The organism is Corynebacterium hindlerae, assembly GCF_014117265.1.
In the GTDB taxonomy this organism is placed as follows: domain Bacteria; phylum Actinomycetota; class Actinomycetes; order Mycobacteriales; family Mycobacteriaceae; genus Corynebacterium; species Corynebacterium hindlerae.
This window is the reverse complement of the sequence record NZ_CP059833.1, coordinates 2,471,611-2,485,767: the sequence shown is the minus strand read 5'-3', so window position 1 is coordinate 2,485,767 and position 14,157 is coordinate 2,471,611. Positions and strand designations below refer to the sequence as shown.

Annotated in this window: 12 protein-coding genes; 1 reads left to right on the top strand and 11 read right to left on the bottom strand. The window is 59.8% G+C overall.

Annotated elements, in window-relative coordinates; all coding sequences use genetic code 11:
• Positions 1-63: 63 nt before the first annotated feature.
• Entirely contained in the window at positions 64-666 is a 603-nt protein-coding gene (locus tag HW450_RS11970) for a hypothetical protein (protein WP_182385839.1), read from the top strand.
• A gap of 423 nt (positions 667-1,089) precedes the next feature.
• Here HW450_RS11970 and ileS read toward each other — a convergent pair whose 3' ends face one another.
• From ileS to murC, 11 genes are all read right to left on the bottom strand, one after another.
• A complete protein-coding gene (ileS, locus tag HW450_RS11965) occupies positions 1,090-4,218 on the bottom strand; it encodes an isoleucine--tRNA ligase (protein WP_182385838.1) in 3,129 nt (1,042 codons plus the stop codon).
• A 257-nt stretch (positions 4,219-4,475) separates the two neighbouring features.
• Positions 4,476-4,628, bottom strand: a complete 153-nt coding sequence (locus HW450_RS11960) for a hypothetical protein (RefSeq protein WP_182385837.1) — start codon at positions 4,626-4,628, stop codon at positions 4,476-4,478.
• 73 nt (positions 4,629-4,701) lie between these two features.
• Entirely contained in the window at positions 4,702-5,694 is a 993-nt protein-coding gene (locus HW450_RS11955; RefSeq protein WP_182385836.1) for a DivIVA domain-containing protein, read from the bottom strand.
• A 212-nt stretch (positions 5,695-5,906) separates the two neighbouring features.
• A complete protein-coding gene (locus tag HW450_RS11950; RefSeq protein WP_182385835.1) occupies positions 5,907-6,191 on the bottom strand; it encodes a YggT family protein in 285 nt (94 codons plus the stop codon).
• Between the two features lie 10 nt (positions 6,192-6,201).
• The gene (locus tag HW450_RS11945) at positions 6,202-8,340 is read right to left on the bottom strand and encodes an alpha/beta fold hydrolase (protein ID WP_182385834.1); all 2,139 of its coding nucleotides are present in this window, start codon (positions 8,338-8,340) and stop codon (positions 6,202-6,204) included.
• Positions 8,341-8,664: 324 nt separating this feature from the next.
• On the bottom strand, positions 8,665-9,084 hold the full coding sequence (locus HW450_RS11940; protein WP_182385833.1) for a cell division protein SepF: 420 nt from the start codon (positions 9,082-9,084) through the stop codon (positions 8,665-8,667).
• 50 nt (positions 9,085-9,134) lie between these two features.
• Entirely contained in the window at positions 9,135-9,839 is a 705-nt protein-coding gene (locus HW450_RS11935; RefSeq protein ID WP_182385832.1) for a YggS family pyridoxal phosphate-dependent enzyme, read from the bottom strand.
• A complete protein-coding gene (pgeF, locus tag HW450_RS11930) occupies positions 9,836-10,558 on the bottom strand; it encodes a peptidoglycan editing factor PgeF (protein WP_182385831.1) in 723 nt (240 codons plus the stop codon). The genes HW450_RS11935 and pgeF overlap by 4 nt, the downstream gene beginning before the upstream one ends.
• A gap of 11 nt (positions 10,559-10,569) precedes the next feature.
• Positions 10,570-11,847: a cell division protein FtsZ gene (gene ftsZ, locus HW450_RS11925; protein ID WP_182385830.1), complete on the bottom strand. Its 1,278-nt coding sequence runs from the start codon at positions 11,845-11,847 to the stop codon at positions 10,570-10,572.
• A 209-nt stretch (positions 11,848-12,056) separates the two neighbouring features.
• A complete protein-coding gene (locus tag HW450_RS11920) occupies positions 12,057-12,731 on the bottom strand; it encodes a cell division protein FtsQ/DivIB (protein WP_182385829.1) in 675 nt (224 codons plus the stop codon).
• Positions 12,732-14,108, bottom strand: coding sequence for a UDP-N-acetylmuramate--L-alanine ligase (gene murC / locus HW450_RS11915; RefSeq protein WP_232843391.1), 1,377 nt, complete (start codon positions 14,106-14,108; stop codon positions 12,732-12,734).
• Positions 14,109-14,157 lie beyond the last annotated feature (49 nt).

The following is a 14,157-nucleotide window of genomic DNA, read 5'->3' as shown; positions in this document are numbered from 1 at the left end:
AGGTTCTTAAAGCTGGTAAGATTCTGCGACGGTAACATCCCCGGAAATGTAAGTGGAGAAAAAGTGAATGAGCGTAGTCTAGGCACCGCCTACGACTGTCTGGATCAAGGCCGGGCTATGCTTTTTTGCGCAGGCGGATGGGTAGTTTATTTAATTCTGGTGTCTGTCGCTGACATCATTAACCCCGGCTCGATCTTCTCTGCACTAACCAGGTTTGGCAGCACGACTGTGTTCATTTGTGCTGTCCTCGCATTCCCAAGCAGCATGCCGGCTTTCTTGAAAGTCCCAACGCGAATCACTGTTGGCTTCGCTCTCATAGGCAGTGCAGTGCTGCTGTCAGGTGTTTTCAATCTGATGGAGCATATCCCGAATATCGGGCAGTTCACCGCCTCTTTTTTGTTCGCACAGCTTCTCTATGCTGGCGGCCTCTTCGCGTTATCGTATTGTTTCCTACAGCACCCATTGTTCCCATCCTGGATTGCGATTGCGTTGGCGATAGACGCGACGTTCTGGGTTGCCTATTACATCATCACTTCCCAGACTGGGTGGAACTTATTTCTGGAAGTTTTGGCCTGGGGACCAAGCATGGTGGTGGAGAGCTGCATCGCGTTCTACTTAGCCAAAGTGGGACTCCAGCTGCAAAAAGCGCCCAAAACAATCCTTTAGGGTTGGGTAGCAAAAGTGTGTCGGGTCGACATCGCTTCTATCCGATGGTGTTTTTGTATTCCGACGTTGCGTTGCTCGTGGATTGAGATAACGTCCACGTGTTCCATCTCAGGGTGGAAGAGGGCACTACATCGCATAGGGCCGCTTGGTAGACAATGGTTATAGATGACGCTCGCCTTAAGGGTTAAAGAGCAAGAATTCTGTCCCCGTCGGCCGGGCATTGTTGCGTCTAGTAAATGATATGGTTCCGGGTCACCGGAGACACGAAACCGCACCTGCTAGCACAGGTGCGGTATCAATCACAGTATTGATCAAGGGTTGTGCGTCTATACGACCCGAAGCAATATACACCAGTAATTTACATGTCCTGACCTTGCTCCATCACGGAAGCTAGACACACTTTTTGCCCCTTTTTAACAGTGGCTAGGCCTTAGCCACCTGAGCCACTACGCCCTTGAGCACCTCAGTGCCCTCCACCGGAGAAGTGGCGACCTCAAAGGAGGTGGCTAGCACTTCCGCCGCGATGTGATCAGCGTGGCGACGTGCCCACTCTTCCTTCTCAGCAGGAACAGACAGCACCACCTGAATGCGGTCCGTGACATCAAAGTCAGCTGCCTTGCGTGCATCCTGCAGGCCACGGATCACGTCGGCTGCCCAGCCTTCGGCTTCCAGTTCCTCGGTGACGGTCATGTCCAAGGACACCAGGCCGCCGAAGCCCACCACCTGTGCGGTGGAATCGGGGTTAGCGGCGACGAGGCGTTCGGTGAATTCGCCGTCGTGAAGCTCAATGCCATCGGCGAGCACGGTGTCACCGTTGCGGGTGTAGTTCCCCGCCTTCACTGCCTTGATGGCGTGCTGGACGTCGCGTCCCAGGCGAGGGCCTGCGACCTTAGCATTCACCACGACCTCGAAGCGTCCGACCGCATCTACATCGTCGGAGAGCACAACGTTCTTGACGTTGACCTCGTCGCGGATGATCGGGGCGAACTCGGCCAAGCGCTCGGAACCAGGCAGCGCCACGGTGAGCTGAGGCAGCGGCAGGCGGTTGCGCAGCTTGTTTGCCTTACGCACCGAGGACGCCGCCGAGCACACTCCGCGGACGCCATCCATTGCCTCGACAAGGGCATCGTCCGCTGGGTAGTCCGCAGCCACCGGGAAGTCCGCCAGGTGGACAGAGCGTTCCCCTGTCAGGCCCTTGTAGATCACCTCGGTTGCCATCGGCAGCAATGGAGCAGCCACGCGGGTCAGGGTATGCAGCACGGTGTACAGCGTATTGAAGGCCTCCGGGTACTGCTCGTCGCCCGCCCAGAACCGGTCACGGGAACGGCGCACGTACCAGTTGGTCAGCACGTCGCAGAACGTGCGCACCAGGTCACAGGCACTCGCGATGTCGGTGTTGTCCAGCGCTTTTTGCACGTCGGCAACCAAATTGTGGGTCTTGGCCAGGATGTAGCGGTCCAGCACATCCGTGGCGTCAGTGGAGAACTCGGCAGGCTTGGAAGCATACAGCTGCAGGAAGCTGTATGCGTTCCACATTGGCAGCAGAGCCTGGCGTACGCCCTCGCGAATGCCCTGTTCTGTGACGATCAGATTGCCACCACGCAGGATTGGGGAGGACATCAGGAACCAACGCATGGCATCGGAACCGTCGCGGTCGAACACCTCGTTGACGTTCGGGTAGTTGCCCTTGGACTTGGACATCTTAAGGCCGTCATCGCCGAGAACGATGCCGTGAGCCACAACCTTTTTAAACGCCGGGCGGTCAAACAGCGCCGTGGCCAGCACGTGGAGGGTGTAGAACCAACCGCGGGTCTGGCCGGAATACTCCACGATGAAGTCCGCGGGCGAGTGCGTATCAAACCAGTCCTTGTTCTCGAACGGGTAGTGCTTCTGGGCGAACGGCATGGAGCCGGACTCGAACCAGCAGTCGAGGACCTCTGGCACGCGGCGCATCATGGACTTTCCGGTCGGATCATCCGGATTCGGGCGGGTCAGCTCGTCGATGTAGGGACGGTGCAGGGAGGTTGGGCGCACGCCAAAGTCGCGCTCCAGCTCATCCAAGGATCCGTAGACATCCACACGTGGATACTTCTCATCGTCAGAAATCCAGACCGGAATTGGGGAGCCCCAGTAGCGGTTACGGGAGATGTTCCAGTCGCGGGCGCCTTCCAGCCACTTACCGAACTGGCCGTCGCGGATGTGAGCAGGCATCCAGTCGATGCCTTCCTTGTTCAGCTCGACCATGCGGTCGCGGAACTTAGTCACAGCCACGAACCACGATGGCAGTGCCATGTAGATCAGTGGCTCGCCGGAGCGCCAGGAGTGCGGGTAAGAGTGCTCGATCGTCTGCTGGCGCACGACACGACTGGTGGCTTTCAGATCCTTGATGATCTGCTTGTTCGCATCAAAGACCAGCTGACCTTCGTAAGGGGCCACCAGTGAGGTGAACTTGCCGTCCATGCCGACTGGGATAACGGGATCGATGCCATATTCGGCACACGCAAACATATCGTCTTCACCGAAGGCAGGTGCCTGGTGGACGATACCTGTGCCGTCCTCGGTGGTGACGTAGTCCGCCACGATGACCTGGAACGCGTTCGGGGCGTCCTTGAAGAAGTCGAACAGCGGGGTGTACTCCAGGCCTTCCAGTTCCGCGCCCTTCACAGTGTGAACGGTAGCGTAATCGCCCAGTTCCTTCGCGTACGTACCAACGAGAGCCTCCGCGAGCAGGTACTTCTCTCCGTCCTCGGCCTGCACCACCACGTAGTCGACCTCAGGGTGGACAGCGAGCGCCAAGTTGGAAGGCAGGGTCCATGGCGTGGTGGTCCATGCCAAGATCTTCACGCCCTGGAGTTCTGCGGGTACGTCACCGCCGCGCTTACCGACGACTGGGAACGTCACCGTCAGCGTCGGGTCCTGCCGCATTTTGTACGAGTCATCCAGGCGGGTTTCCTGGTTGGACAGTGGCGTCTGCTCTGCCCAAGAGTACGGCAGCACCCGGAAGCCCTGGTAGATCAAGCCTTTATCGTAGAGTTCCTTGAACGCCCACATGACGGACTCCATGAAGTCCAGGTCCATGGTCTTGTAGCCGTTGTCGAAGTCCACCCACCGGGCTTGGCGAGTAACGTACTCTTTCCACTCCTCGGTGTACTTGAGCACGGAGGTGGCGCAGTAATCGTTGAACTTGGCCAGGCCCATGCCTTCGATTTCACCGGTCTTAATGCCGAGCTGCTTTTCCGCCTCGAGCTCCGCTGGCAGGCCGTGGCAGTCCCAGCCGAACACGCGGGCAACCTTCTTGCCACGCATCGTCTGGTAACGAGGGATGATGTCCTTCACGTAACCGGTCAGCAGGTGGCCGTAGTGTGGCAAACCATTGGCGAACGGAGGGCCGTCGTAAAAGACGTATTCTTGGTTGTTCTCGCGGTTATCCAGCGATGCCTGAAAAGTCTTGTCCTTTGACCAGAATTCAAGGACGTTGCGTTCCATCTCTGGGAACTTGGACGACCCACCCGAGAGGTCCTCCCGTGGGTACACACGGCCCGTGTTGTTCATAGGTACTCCTAGCAGCTACATCGTTTTTCGTTGCTGCCGGGACGCCCGATGAGGACGCGGTACCACCCCGCTTGGGCCGTTTCTCACGGCCCCGCTTCATTGGTCTAGAAGGTGTGTCACGGTCCCACCCGTCCGGGTCTAATAGGCCTTTTCTAGGCTGTTCTTCCGGAAAGCTCCCCGGTGATAGCCGGATCAGTGCTTACGTTGCGTATCAGTATAGCTTACGCACGCTATGGGTGCGCAGTCGCTCCCCTCCGCTACTTCTTGGAGCGCAAATCCATTACCCACACGATGAGCCCGGTAATCGCAAAAATGACCACAAGCATGTACCACATCACGTCGCCTGTGGCTGCGCCGGCGACGAAAGCTGCAAACGCGGCCAGCGCCAAGATTAGGGTTAAGACGGTCATCGGGACCCTTTCCAAGTGAAACGCAAAAACTCCCCCTTGCCAAGTGTAAGACAAGAGGGAGTTGACGCTTCAATTACTGGTTCTCTGGGGTACCAGATGGTGCAGCCGGACCGCGGGAGACGAGTTCTTCGAGCTGGGTCTCGAGCAGGGTCTTCATGCGGGTACGGTACTCGCGTTCGAAGGTACGCAGTTCAGAGATGCGGCCTTCCAGCACAGACTGCTGCTGCTTGACGGTAGCCATGATCTCGGTGTGCTTGCGCTCTGCGTCTGCCTGCAGGGCGTTCGCCTTATCCTCAGCCTGCTTGATTTGAGTTTCGGACTTGGTGGTTGCCTCAGCGAGCATTGCCTCGGAGCGCTGGGTGGCGTCGGCGATCATTGCCTTTGCCTGCTCGTCAGCTTCGGAGGTGAGTTTGTCTGCCTTGGCGCGCGCCTCGGAGAGAGTTGCTGCGGATGCGGAGTTTGCATCGTTGATGGTCTTTTCGGCGGCGGCGCGTGCCTCGTCGAGCATCGCCTTGGACTCTGCACGAGCTTCGCCGGTGAGACGGTCAGACATTTCCTGGGCTAGGCCGAGGACACGGGCTGCCTGCATGTGGGTGTCTGCAGTTGCGTCGCCGGATGCTGCCACAGCGGCGGCTGCAGCAGGGGCAGCGGAAGCTGGCTTGGAGGCTGCTGCCTTCTTTGCCTCTTCTTTCGCGGCTGCGGCTTCTTCGCGAGCCTTGCGGGCGTCGTCCTGAGCCTTCTTCAGCTCTTCCTGAGCCTTCTTGGAAGCAGCCTCTGCGTCGGCCAGCTTCTTGTCGTACTGAGCGCGGACCTTTGCCTCTGCGTCAGCTGCTGCCTTCTTCTCAATAGCCGCAACGTCAACGTTGTTGGCTGGCGCTGCAACTGGAGCTGCGCCAGAGGAGTTTTCTACCTGGTTGCGGAGCTCTTCGTTCTCCTCCTGGAGCTGTGCCAGCGTGTCCTCGACGAGGTCGAGGAACTGATCCACCTCATCCTCGTTGTAGCCACGCTTACCGATTGGAGGCTTGCTAAAAGCAACATTGTGCACGTCAGCTGGAGTCAGCGGCATTGACGGTTCCCTTCGCGATACTTTTGCAGCCCCCAAGGTTTTGGAGGCACGCTGTGGGCATTCCCCACAGCAAATTTCTTTACAGTGTAGTTAATTCTCTCAAACAATGGGTAGCAAACGCCCGGTTTTACGGCATTTTTCTTTCCCGCTTGAATAGAAATCAACTCTTAAGTTTACATTTAGTCGGAGCTGGGCACGACTCTTGTGCTGCACTATATCGATAAGACGATGAACAGCAACACCTGAATGATCAAAAACAGCAGCAGAATCGATACATCCATGGCCACTCCCCCCATTTGGATTGGGGGTACCAGCTTCCGGACGGCTTTCACCGGCGGATCCGTGACCATAAAGATTGGTTCTGCGATCAGTGCGAACCAGCGTGGCGGACGGAACTGGCGCGAAAACGATTGGATCATCTCAATCACGATGCGGACGATGAGCAGATCCAAATAGATTTTCAGCAGGAGCGCCAAGATGTAGGTAATGCTAGTCACCCCCATGACACTACGGCATCCGGATGAGCTCGGATACTTCGGCTGGCCGTTCCCGTTGCAAAATGTGTCCGGCACCTTCAAAAATCCTGATGTCTGCCCCTGGCAGGATCGTCCGCGCGGTCTCCGCGTGTCCAACGGGCAAAATGGTGTCTGCTGTTCCCCATCCGATGCGAGTCGGCAGGCCAAGGCCGGCATATGCCTTAACGACGTCCAGTCGCTCACTTTCCTGCACCCCGACGAGTTCTCGGGACAAGGCCACAAAGGTCCGTACATAATCGCGGTTCCGGGCCGTGCGCTGGGCGACACGTAATGTGTCCTCGGTGACCAATGCCGGATCGGCAACCACGGCGCGCTCTACCTTGGCGAGCAACGGGCCTGTGGCGAGCCGGAGGAAGCCCTTACCCAGCGGGCAGGCGGCTATTTTCACCGAGGAAGTGATGTCAGTACTAAACCCGCTTGGCGCAAGCAGCACGACCTTTGAAACGCGTTCCGGGTGCGCGAGCGCCATGCGCATAGCCAATGCCCCACCCATAGAGTTTCCGACCAACGTGACGTTGTCTTCGCCATCGAGTGCGCGCCAGAGGGCGTCGGTAAGTCCGGCCATGGTGGGGCGGGTGAGGCCGGGGGTGGTTCCGAAACCCGGGATGTCTAGCGCGATGGTTCGCACGCCGGGGATGGACAGGGCGTCGTAGTCTTCGAGCCCGCGCCCGATGCCGTGCAGCAACACGACTGTTTCGCCCGTGCCACGCACGCGTGCTCGGATGCCTGCCAGGGTGGTGTCACCAAAGTCAAGACCGGTGTAGTCGCAGGTACGGAAGCTACGGGCCTCAGTGAAGTGCCTGTTGTGCAGCGCCCACGGCTCGGTATCCGTGACGTATGGGAACTGGTGGATACCGCGATTCACGTAGCCAGCATTCAGGTCAATGATGCGCCCCTTTGTGCCCCTCACCTCTCCCGTCGGGGTAACCACCTGAGCGCCGCTGGCGCGCATCCGTTCCAGCACACCCCACACAAACTGGGCAACCAGCTCGGCGCGGAGCGTGAAGGATTCGTTGACGTACCCGATGGTGAAGCTGAAATTTGGCACGCCTTTCAGCATCGCACCCCGATACGCGGCGGTCTCCCCCACTGCTACTGCGGCGCCGTCGACAATGATCTCTACGCCACCCATCGCCTGCAGTTCCAAACCTGTGGCAGCGACGATGATGTCCGCGTTAAGCTCCCTTCCACTTTCCAGCGCGATGCCCGTGGGGGTTAGCCGCGCGATCCGATCGGTAATCACGCGCACCGCGCCGTCGGCAATGGCATGGAACAAATCCCCGTCCGGGATGCGACACACGCGCTGGTCCCACACAGGGTAGTTAGGACGGAAATGTGCGCGCTGCTCCGGCGGCAGGATCCGACTGCGCCGCACGTCCAGCGCCTTGTTCAGCAGCTTCGGCATGTGGCGCGCCATCGCGATGATGAGCTGGTTTGTGGCTACTGCGCGCAACCGATTGAGGTTATCCGGCAACTTCATCGTGTGGTTGGGCATGGGGGCCATATGACTCGGCGATCGTTGCAGCATGGTCACCTGCGCGGTTTTCGCCAGTTCAGGGACCAGCGTCGCGGCCGTCGCCCCCGACCCCACGACCACGATGTTTTTCCCCTGGTAATCGAGGTTCTCCGGCCAGTGGTGCGGAGTGATCAGCTCACCGCCGAATTCCCCCTCCCACGTGGGTAGGTGGCCGTGTTCATGGTTGTAGTACCCGCCGGCGATATGCAGGTAGCGTGCCTGATATTCCCCGCTGTTCGTGGTGACGCACCATACCTGCTGCTCACTGTTCCAGTTCGCAGCGGTGACAGCTACACCAAAGTCAATGTGCTGAGCCACGCCATGTTTGGTGGCCACATTCTCAAGGTAATCCCTGATTTCCGCACCTTTACCCAGTGGCGTAGTGCCCCGCCACGGCTCGAACGAAAACCGGTACGACTCCATTTCACTGTCACTGCGCACCCCAGGGTAGGTAAAGATGTCCCAGGTACCGCCCACGCGCGCCCGCTTCTCGACGACCCGAAACGTTAATCCTGGAACCTTCGCAAGTTCCACCCCCAACGCAATCCCAGACAGGCCTGCTCCCACGATGAGGACATCGTATGGTTCGCTCATTGCTGCTCGATTCTCTATTTCTTAAACAGTGTTCAAGAAAAAAGGTAGCACAGGTGCTGGAGGCTAAGGCAACGCAAATACAGCGTACGGATCCCGGGGCTGCTAGAGCGCACTCCTCTCTAATCCCCGGGAAGCATTCCCCGGATCTCGGCGCAAATTTAAGCTTCACAGTTGCTATTTGGCCGTTTTCCTTCCGAACCCGGGTTTCTGCGTCTGCCCCACCCCTAAACCCCAAAAATCCCATAAGCAAAGACCCGACCGGGCAATGCCGATCGGGTCTTGGTACCTCTCAAAGAACAGTACTGCACCGCACCTGGAGCCTGCTTAGCCCAGGCGCGCTGCTCGCTTCAGCTCGTAGCTAGAGATGTGTGCGTTTTCTGGAATAACAGCAAAGACGCGGGATTCCACCTTTTCCATGCGGCCTCGCAGCGCGAAGCAGAGGCCTGCGGCGAAGTCGACGATGCGTCGAGCGTCGTCGGTAGGCATGTCCGCGATATCGAAGACGACTGCGTCACCATCGCGGAATGGTTCGCCAATGAGGGTGGCTTCGGAGTATTCGGAAATTACTACTGGGACGATGGTGGGTTCGTAGGCGCGAGGCGCTGGTTCATAGGCGCGGGCGGTTGCTTCGCTGGAATATGCGGGAGCTGCGCCGTAACGACGCTCATCTGCGTAGTACGCTTCGTCTTCGCCTTCGAATGGTGCGAGGCCGAAGAATTCCTTGAACTTCTGAACACCTGACATGTGTTAATCCTTTGCTGGCTATTAGGGTGCTGTGCAGCGTGATGTGCTTTTTACGCTAGTGGTCGCGAACCGAGTATTGCTGTTCCGACACGCACGACTGTGGAACCACACTTAATTGCTGCTGCCATGTCACCAGACATCCCCGCGGAGAACCCGAGCGGCCGCCCTACCTGGGAGCTCAGGTGTGCCAGCACCTCGGCGGCTTCCGTGAACGCGGCGGTGGGATCCATGTCCCGAGGGGGGACGCACATGATTCCGGCAAGGTCGAGGTTCGGCTCGTTCGAGATGGCGTCGGCAAGTGCTGGCACGTCGGTGTGCACTGCCCCGCCACGGCTGGTGTCGCCGTCGATGCTGAGTTGGATGTAGCACGGCAGCGTGCCGGCGGGGCGCTGCCCGCGGTCAATAGCGAGGTCCACGCCGTGCGATAGCGCGGTGGCCAGGCGGATGGAGTCCACGGAGTGTACGCACGAGGCCCACCGGGCGACGGCGTTGGCCTTCTTCGTCTGGATCTGGCCAATCATGTGAAAGTCCACGTCGGGCAGCTCGGCCGCTTTCGCGCGTGCTTCCTGCTCCCGGTTTTCCGCTACGGCCGTGACCCCCAGCGAAGCCAAGAGTTCAATATCTGAGGCCGGATGAAACTTCGTGACGGGCAGCAGCGTCACGGAACCTGGTGGGCGTCCCGCTGCTGCTTCGTATTGGGCGATGTCAGCTCGGACCGCTGCGAGCCTGCTGGAGAGTTCGTCGAGACGGCTCATGGCAACCACACCACACCTGCCTGGCGACCGGTCGTTCCTTCTCTGCGATAGGAAAAGAAGCTGGTATCCGCGACGGTGCAGCGCGGATCGGAATCGATGGCAGTCACGCCGAGGCTGAGCAGCTGCCTGATGAGACCAGCGCGAATGTCCAGCCCCCACGTGCCCTGTGGGGTGCGCACAAGGGCCCCAGGCAGGCGGGATTCCACATCCTCCGCCATGGCGCGGGGTACCTCATAGTTTTCGCCAGAGGCAGCAGCCCCCATGAGTGCATGGATCCGCGCCGGGGCCGCGCCCAGGGCCACCATCTTTTCCACCGTCTTGGCGACGATGCCATTGCGCGCCCCCATCCGACCAGCATGGACAGCGGCAATGACGCCGGCTTCGTGATCGGAAAGCAGCACCGGAACGCAGTCCGCCGTCAGAACAACCAGTGCCAGGCCCCGCTGCGTTGTCACTAGTGCGTCCGTCGCTTCCACAGGTTCAGCCACCGGCCCGCTGACCACAGTGACGTTCGGTGAATGGATCTGCTCCATCCACACCAAGCGTTCAGGTGCCAAACCAATGACGGACGCCAGGCGGTCGCGGTTGGCGGCTACCGCTGCGGGGTCATCCCCAACATGGTCGCCCAGGTTAAAGGAGTCGTAAGGGGCATGCGAAACCCCGCCCACGCGGTTAGTAAACACCTTGCGGACGGGGCGAGAATCATCGTTGAGGGCCATAGCCCTTAAGTTTAGAAGAAGTTCGGCACGTCGAGGTCGTCACCGAAGTCATCGCGACGGCCACGGCGGTCGTCTCGGTGGTCACGGCGCTCTTCACGACGCCCATACCCACGGTCACGAGAGTCCGTGTAGAGGCCACGGCGGTCGGAGTCCAGGCGGTGACGTGCCGCATCGGAACGACGCTCGTAGTCGGACACTGGCTCCTCCACCGGCTGCTCTGGCTCCTCGTCAAGTGCCGGAGCGCTGTCCTGGAACAGGCCACCGGACGCGGCAGGCGCTGGGGTGGCGGTTGGCTGGGCCGGCGCTGCTGCGCCAGCAGCTGCGCTCTGAGCGGTGTTGTTGGCGACGCCATCGAAACCAGCGGCGACGACGGTGACGCGAACCTCGTCCCCCAGGTTGTCGTCAATGATGGTGCCGAAGATCAGGTTGACGTCTGGGTCTGCCTGCTGCTGGACCATCTCGGCTGCCTGGTTCACTTCGAGCAGGCCAAGGTCAGAACCACCGGCGAAGGAGAGCAGCACGCCCTTTGCGCCTTCCATGGTGGATTCGAGCAGAGGCGAGTTGATGGCCTGCTCAGCCGCGGTAATAGCACGGTTTTCGCCACGTGCGGAACCGATGCCCATCAGAGCGGAACCAGCATCGGCCATGACGGAGCGCACGTCGGCGAAGTCGACGTTGATCATGCCTGGGGTGGTGATGAGGGAGGTAATGCCCTGAACACCGTTGTAGAGCACTTCGTCGGCGGAACGGAACGCATCCATCATGGACAGGGAGGCGTCGCCAAGCTGCAGCAGACGGTCATTTGGAATAACGATGAGGGTGTCGCACACCTCGCGCAGCGCATCGATGCCTTCCACCGCCTGCTTCGTGCGACGCTGACCCTCGAACTTGAATGGGCGGGTAACGACGCCAACGGTCAAGGCGCCCTGCTTCTTAGCGATGTTCGCAACGACCGGCGCAGCACCCGTACCAGTGCCACCGCCTTCGCCAGCGGTAACGAAGACCATGTCCGCACCCTTGAGGGTCTCTTCAATCTCGGACTTGTGGTCCTCAGCGGAGGCGCGACCGACCTCTGGGTTGGCGCCGGCACCCAGGCCACGGGTGGCTTCACGGCCAATGTCCAGTTTCACGTCCGCATCAGAGAACATGAGCGCCTGGGAGTCCGTGTTGATGGCGATAAACTCAACGCCCTTAAGACCTTCTTCAATCATGCGATTGACAGCGTTAACGCCACCGCCGCCGACGCCGACGACCTTAATTACGGCCAAGTAGTTGTTCGGAGAGGTCATGTGTTTCGTCTCGCCTTTCGAGTGTGAGGATCTCGCCTGGAATGGAAAGTGGATAGGCTAAATTTTCGCCAACGCTGCGGGTAGCGTTCGTGGTTTCCATCTTCACGCATATTAGGCGAAAAGATGGGGACATTTTCCCCGCGTGTCGAGACCCTAAACTAAAGGTTTAAGGTTTTGACGTGCTCTTTCCCGCGCGCCCACACGCCAGTTTAAGGGATGAGCGTAACCAAGCCAGGCGCACTGACGTTCCACCGCTGTCCCTCGCGCTGCAACACCGTGGATGTGGCTTTCGCTTTATCATGAGCGTGCTCAGTGGAACCCCAATAGACTTCCTTGCCACCGGCAAAAAACAGCTTCAGCTCAAACTTGCTCGGAGCATCCACACGCTCCAAGTGGCCCCGCGCCCCGGGATCCAGGGCGGTCACCGCGGTGACCACATCAGCAAACAAGGCCGGGTCATCTTCCTTGGGCCCGGTCACCTCAACACACCCTGAAGGGGGCGTTTGGATCACGAATGGGCGGCCAGTGGCGTCGACAAGGTGCTCGCCGTCGTTACGCCGTGCAAACAGCACCGCCTGCCGCTCCTCGACAACAATCCGCGCCGTACTCGGAAAATCACGCTCAACGTTCACCTTCGCCACCCACGGCAGCTGCGCAACCCCCTCCGCGGCCTGCTGCAGGTTCAGCCGCACCAACGGCACACCCAACGCAATACCGGATGCGGACTCCACTTCTTCCGCGGCGGTTTCACTATTGCCGGTCACGTCGATGCGGGAAACCTGGAAGGTAGGCACGAACAGCAGCACGGCTGCTGCCACGACGGCCAGAAGCACGGCCGCCCCTACCCCACCGAAGATGACCTTGCGACTCAGCGCTACTTTCACTTACGCCAACTCTTTCAGGATCTCACCAGCTGCCATCGTGACGCTGCCAGCCCCCATCGTCAAGATGATGTCATCCGGGCGGGCCACCTCACGAAGCTGCGTGGCCACCTTGTCAAAGTCTGGCACGTACCGCACCGGCTTGGTCACCTTCTCCGCGATGATCTGCCCGGTTACCCCAGGAACCGGCTGTTCACGGGCACCGTAAATCTCTAGCACCAGCACCTCGTCCGCCAAGGAGAGAGCCTGGGCAAATTCCGCGGCAAACTCGTTAGTGCGGGAATACAGATGGGGCTGGAACGCAACCACCACGCGCCCCTTACCTTCCGCGTCCACCTTCTGCTGCGCCGCCGTGAGCACCGCCTCAACTTCAGTCGGGTGGTGGGCATAGTCATCGTAGACGCGGACTCCCGCGAACTCACCGGCAGTGATCGTGCCACGGTGCTCAAAACGACGTCGCACACCCGTGAACTCGCTCAGGCCAGCAGCCAGTTTGGCCGGTTCCCCGCCAACGAGCACGCCAGCTAGCAACGCCGCCGACGCATTCAACGCCATATGGGCGCCAGGGATATGCAGATCAACCGGGAGGTCGTCACCACCAAGCCGCAGCACAGCTTCGGAACCAAAATCTGTCGCCCGCAGTGACGTCAGCTCCACCCCCACCGGGATGTCCGGATAACGAGACACTGCCTCCGACGTGCCATAACCAAGCACATTCACTCCCCGCGCCAAGGACCGCTCGCCCAGCGCCGCCGCATGCTCGTCATCCAGGCACACCACGAGGGTGCCGTCATCGCTGAGCCGGTCTGCAAAATCATCAAAGACCTGGAAATAGGCCTCGTGAGTTTTAAAGAAATCCAGGTGATCGGGCTCAATGTTCGTCACCACCGCCACGGTTGGCCGGTAGCGCAGCAACGACGCGTCAGACTCGTCGGCCTCTGCGACGAAAGCAGTTCCCGTGCCATGGTGAGCATTCGTCCCCGACTTACTCAGCTGACCGCCGATTGCGAAACTAGGATCCAGACCAGCCGCCTGCATCGCCACCACAGACATCGACGTTGTCGAGGTCTTGCCGTGGGTTCCCGCCAACAGCACCTGCTGGTAGCCTTCCATCAGCTCCGCCAGCAGATCCGAACGACGAATCACCGGAATGCCAGCTTCTCGTGCGGCAACCAGCTCCGGGTTATCCTGCGGAATAGCTGCAAAAGAGGTGACCACCACGGTTGGTAGCTCCCCCGCCAACCGGAGGTTGTCGGCCGCATGGCCAATGGCCACCTTGGCCCCCGCGGACGTCAGGGCAAAGATAATACGAGAATCCTTCGCATCGGAACCAGTGACTACCTTCCCGCGGTCCAGCAGGATGCGAGCCAGCCCAGACATTCCGGCGCCGCCGATACCGATGAGGTGAACCCGAGACAGATCTATTGCA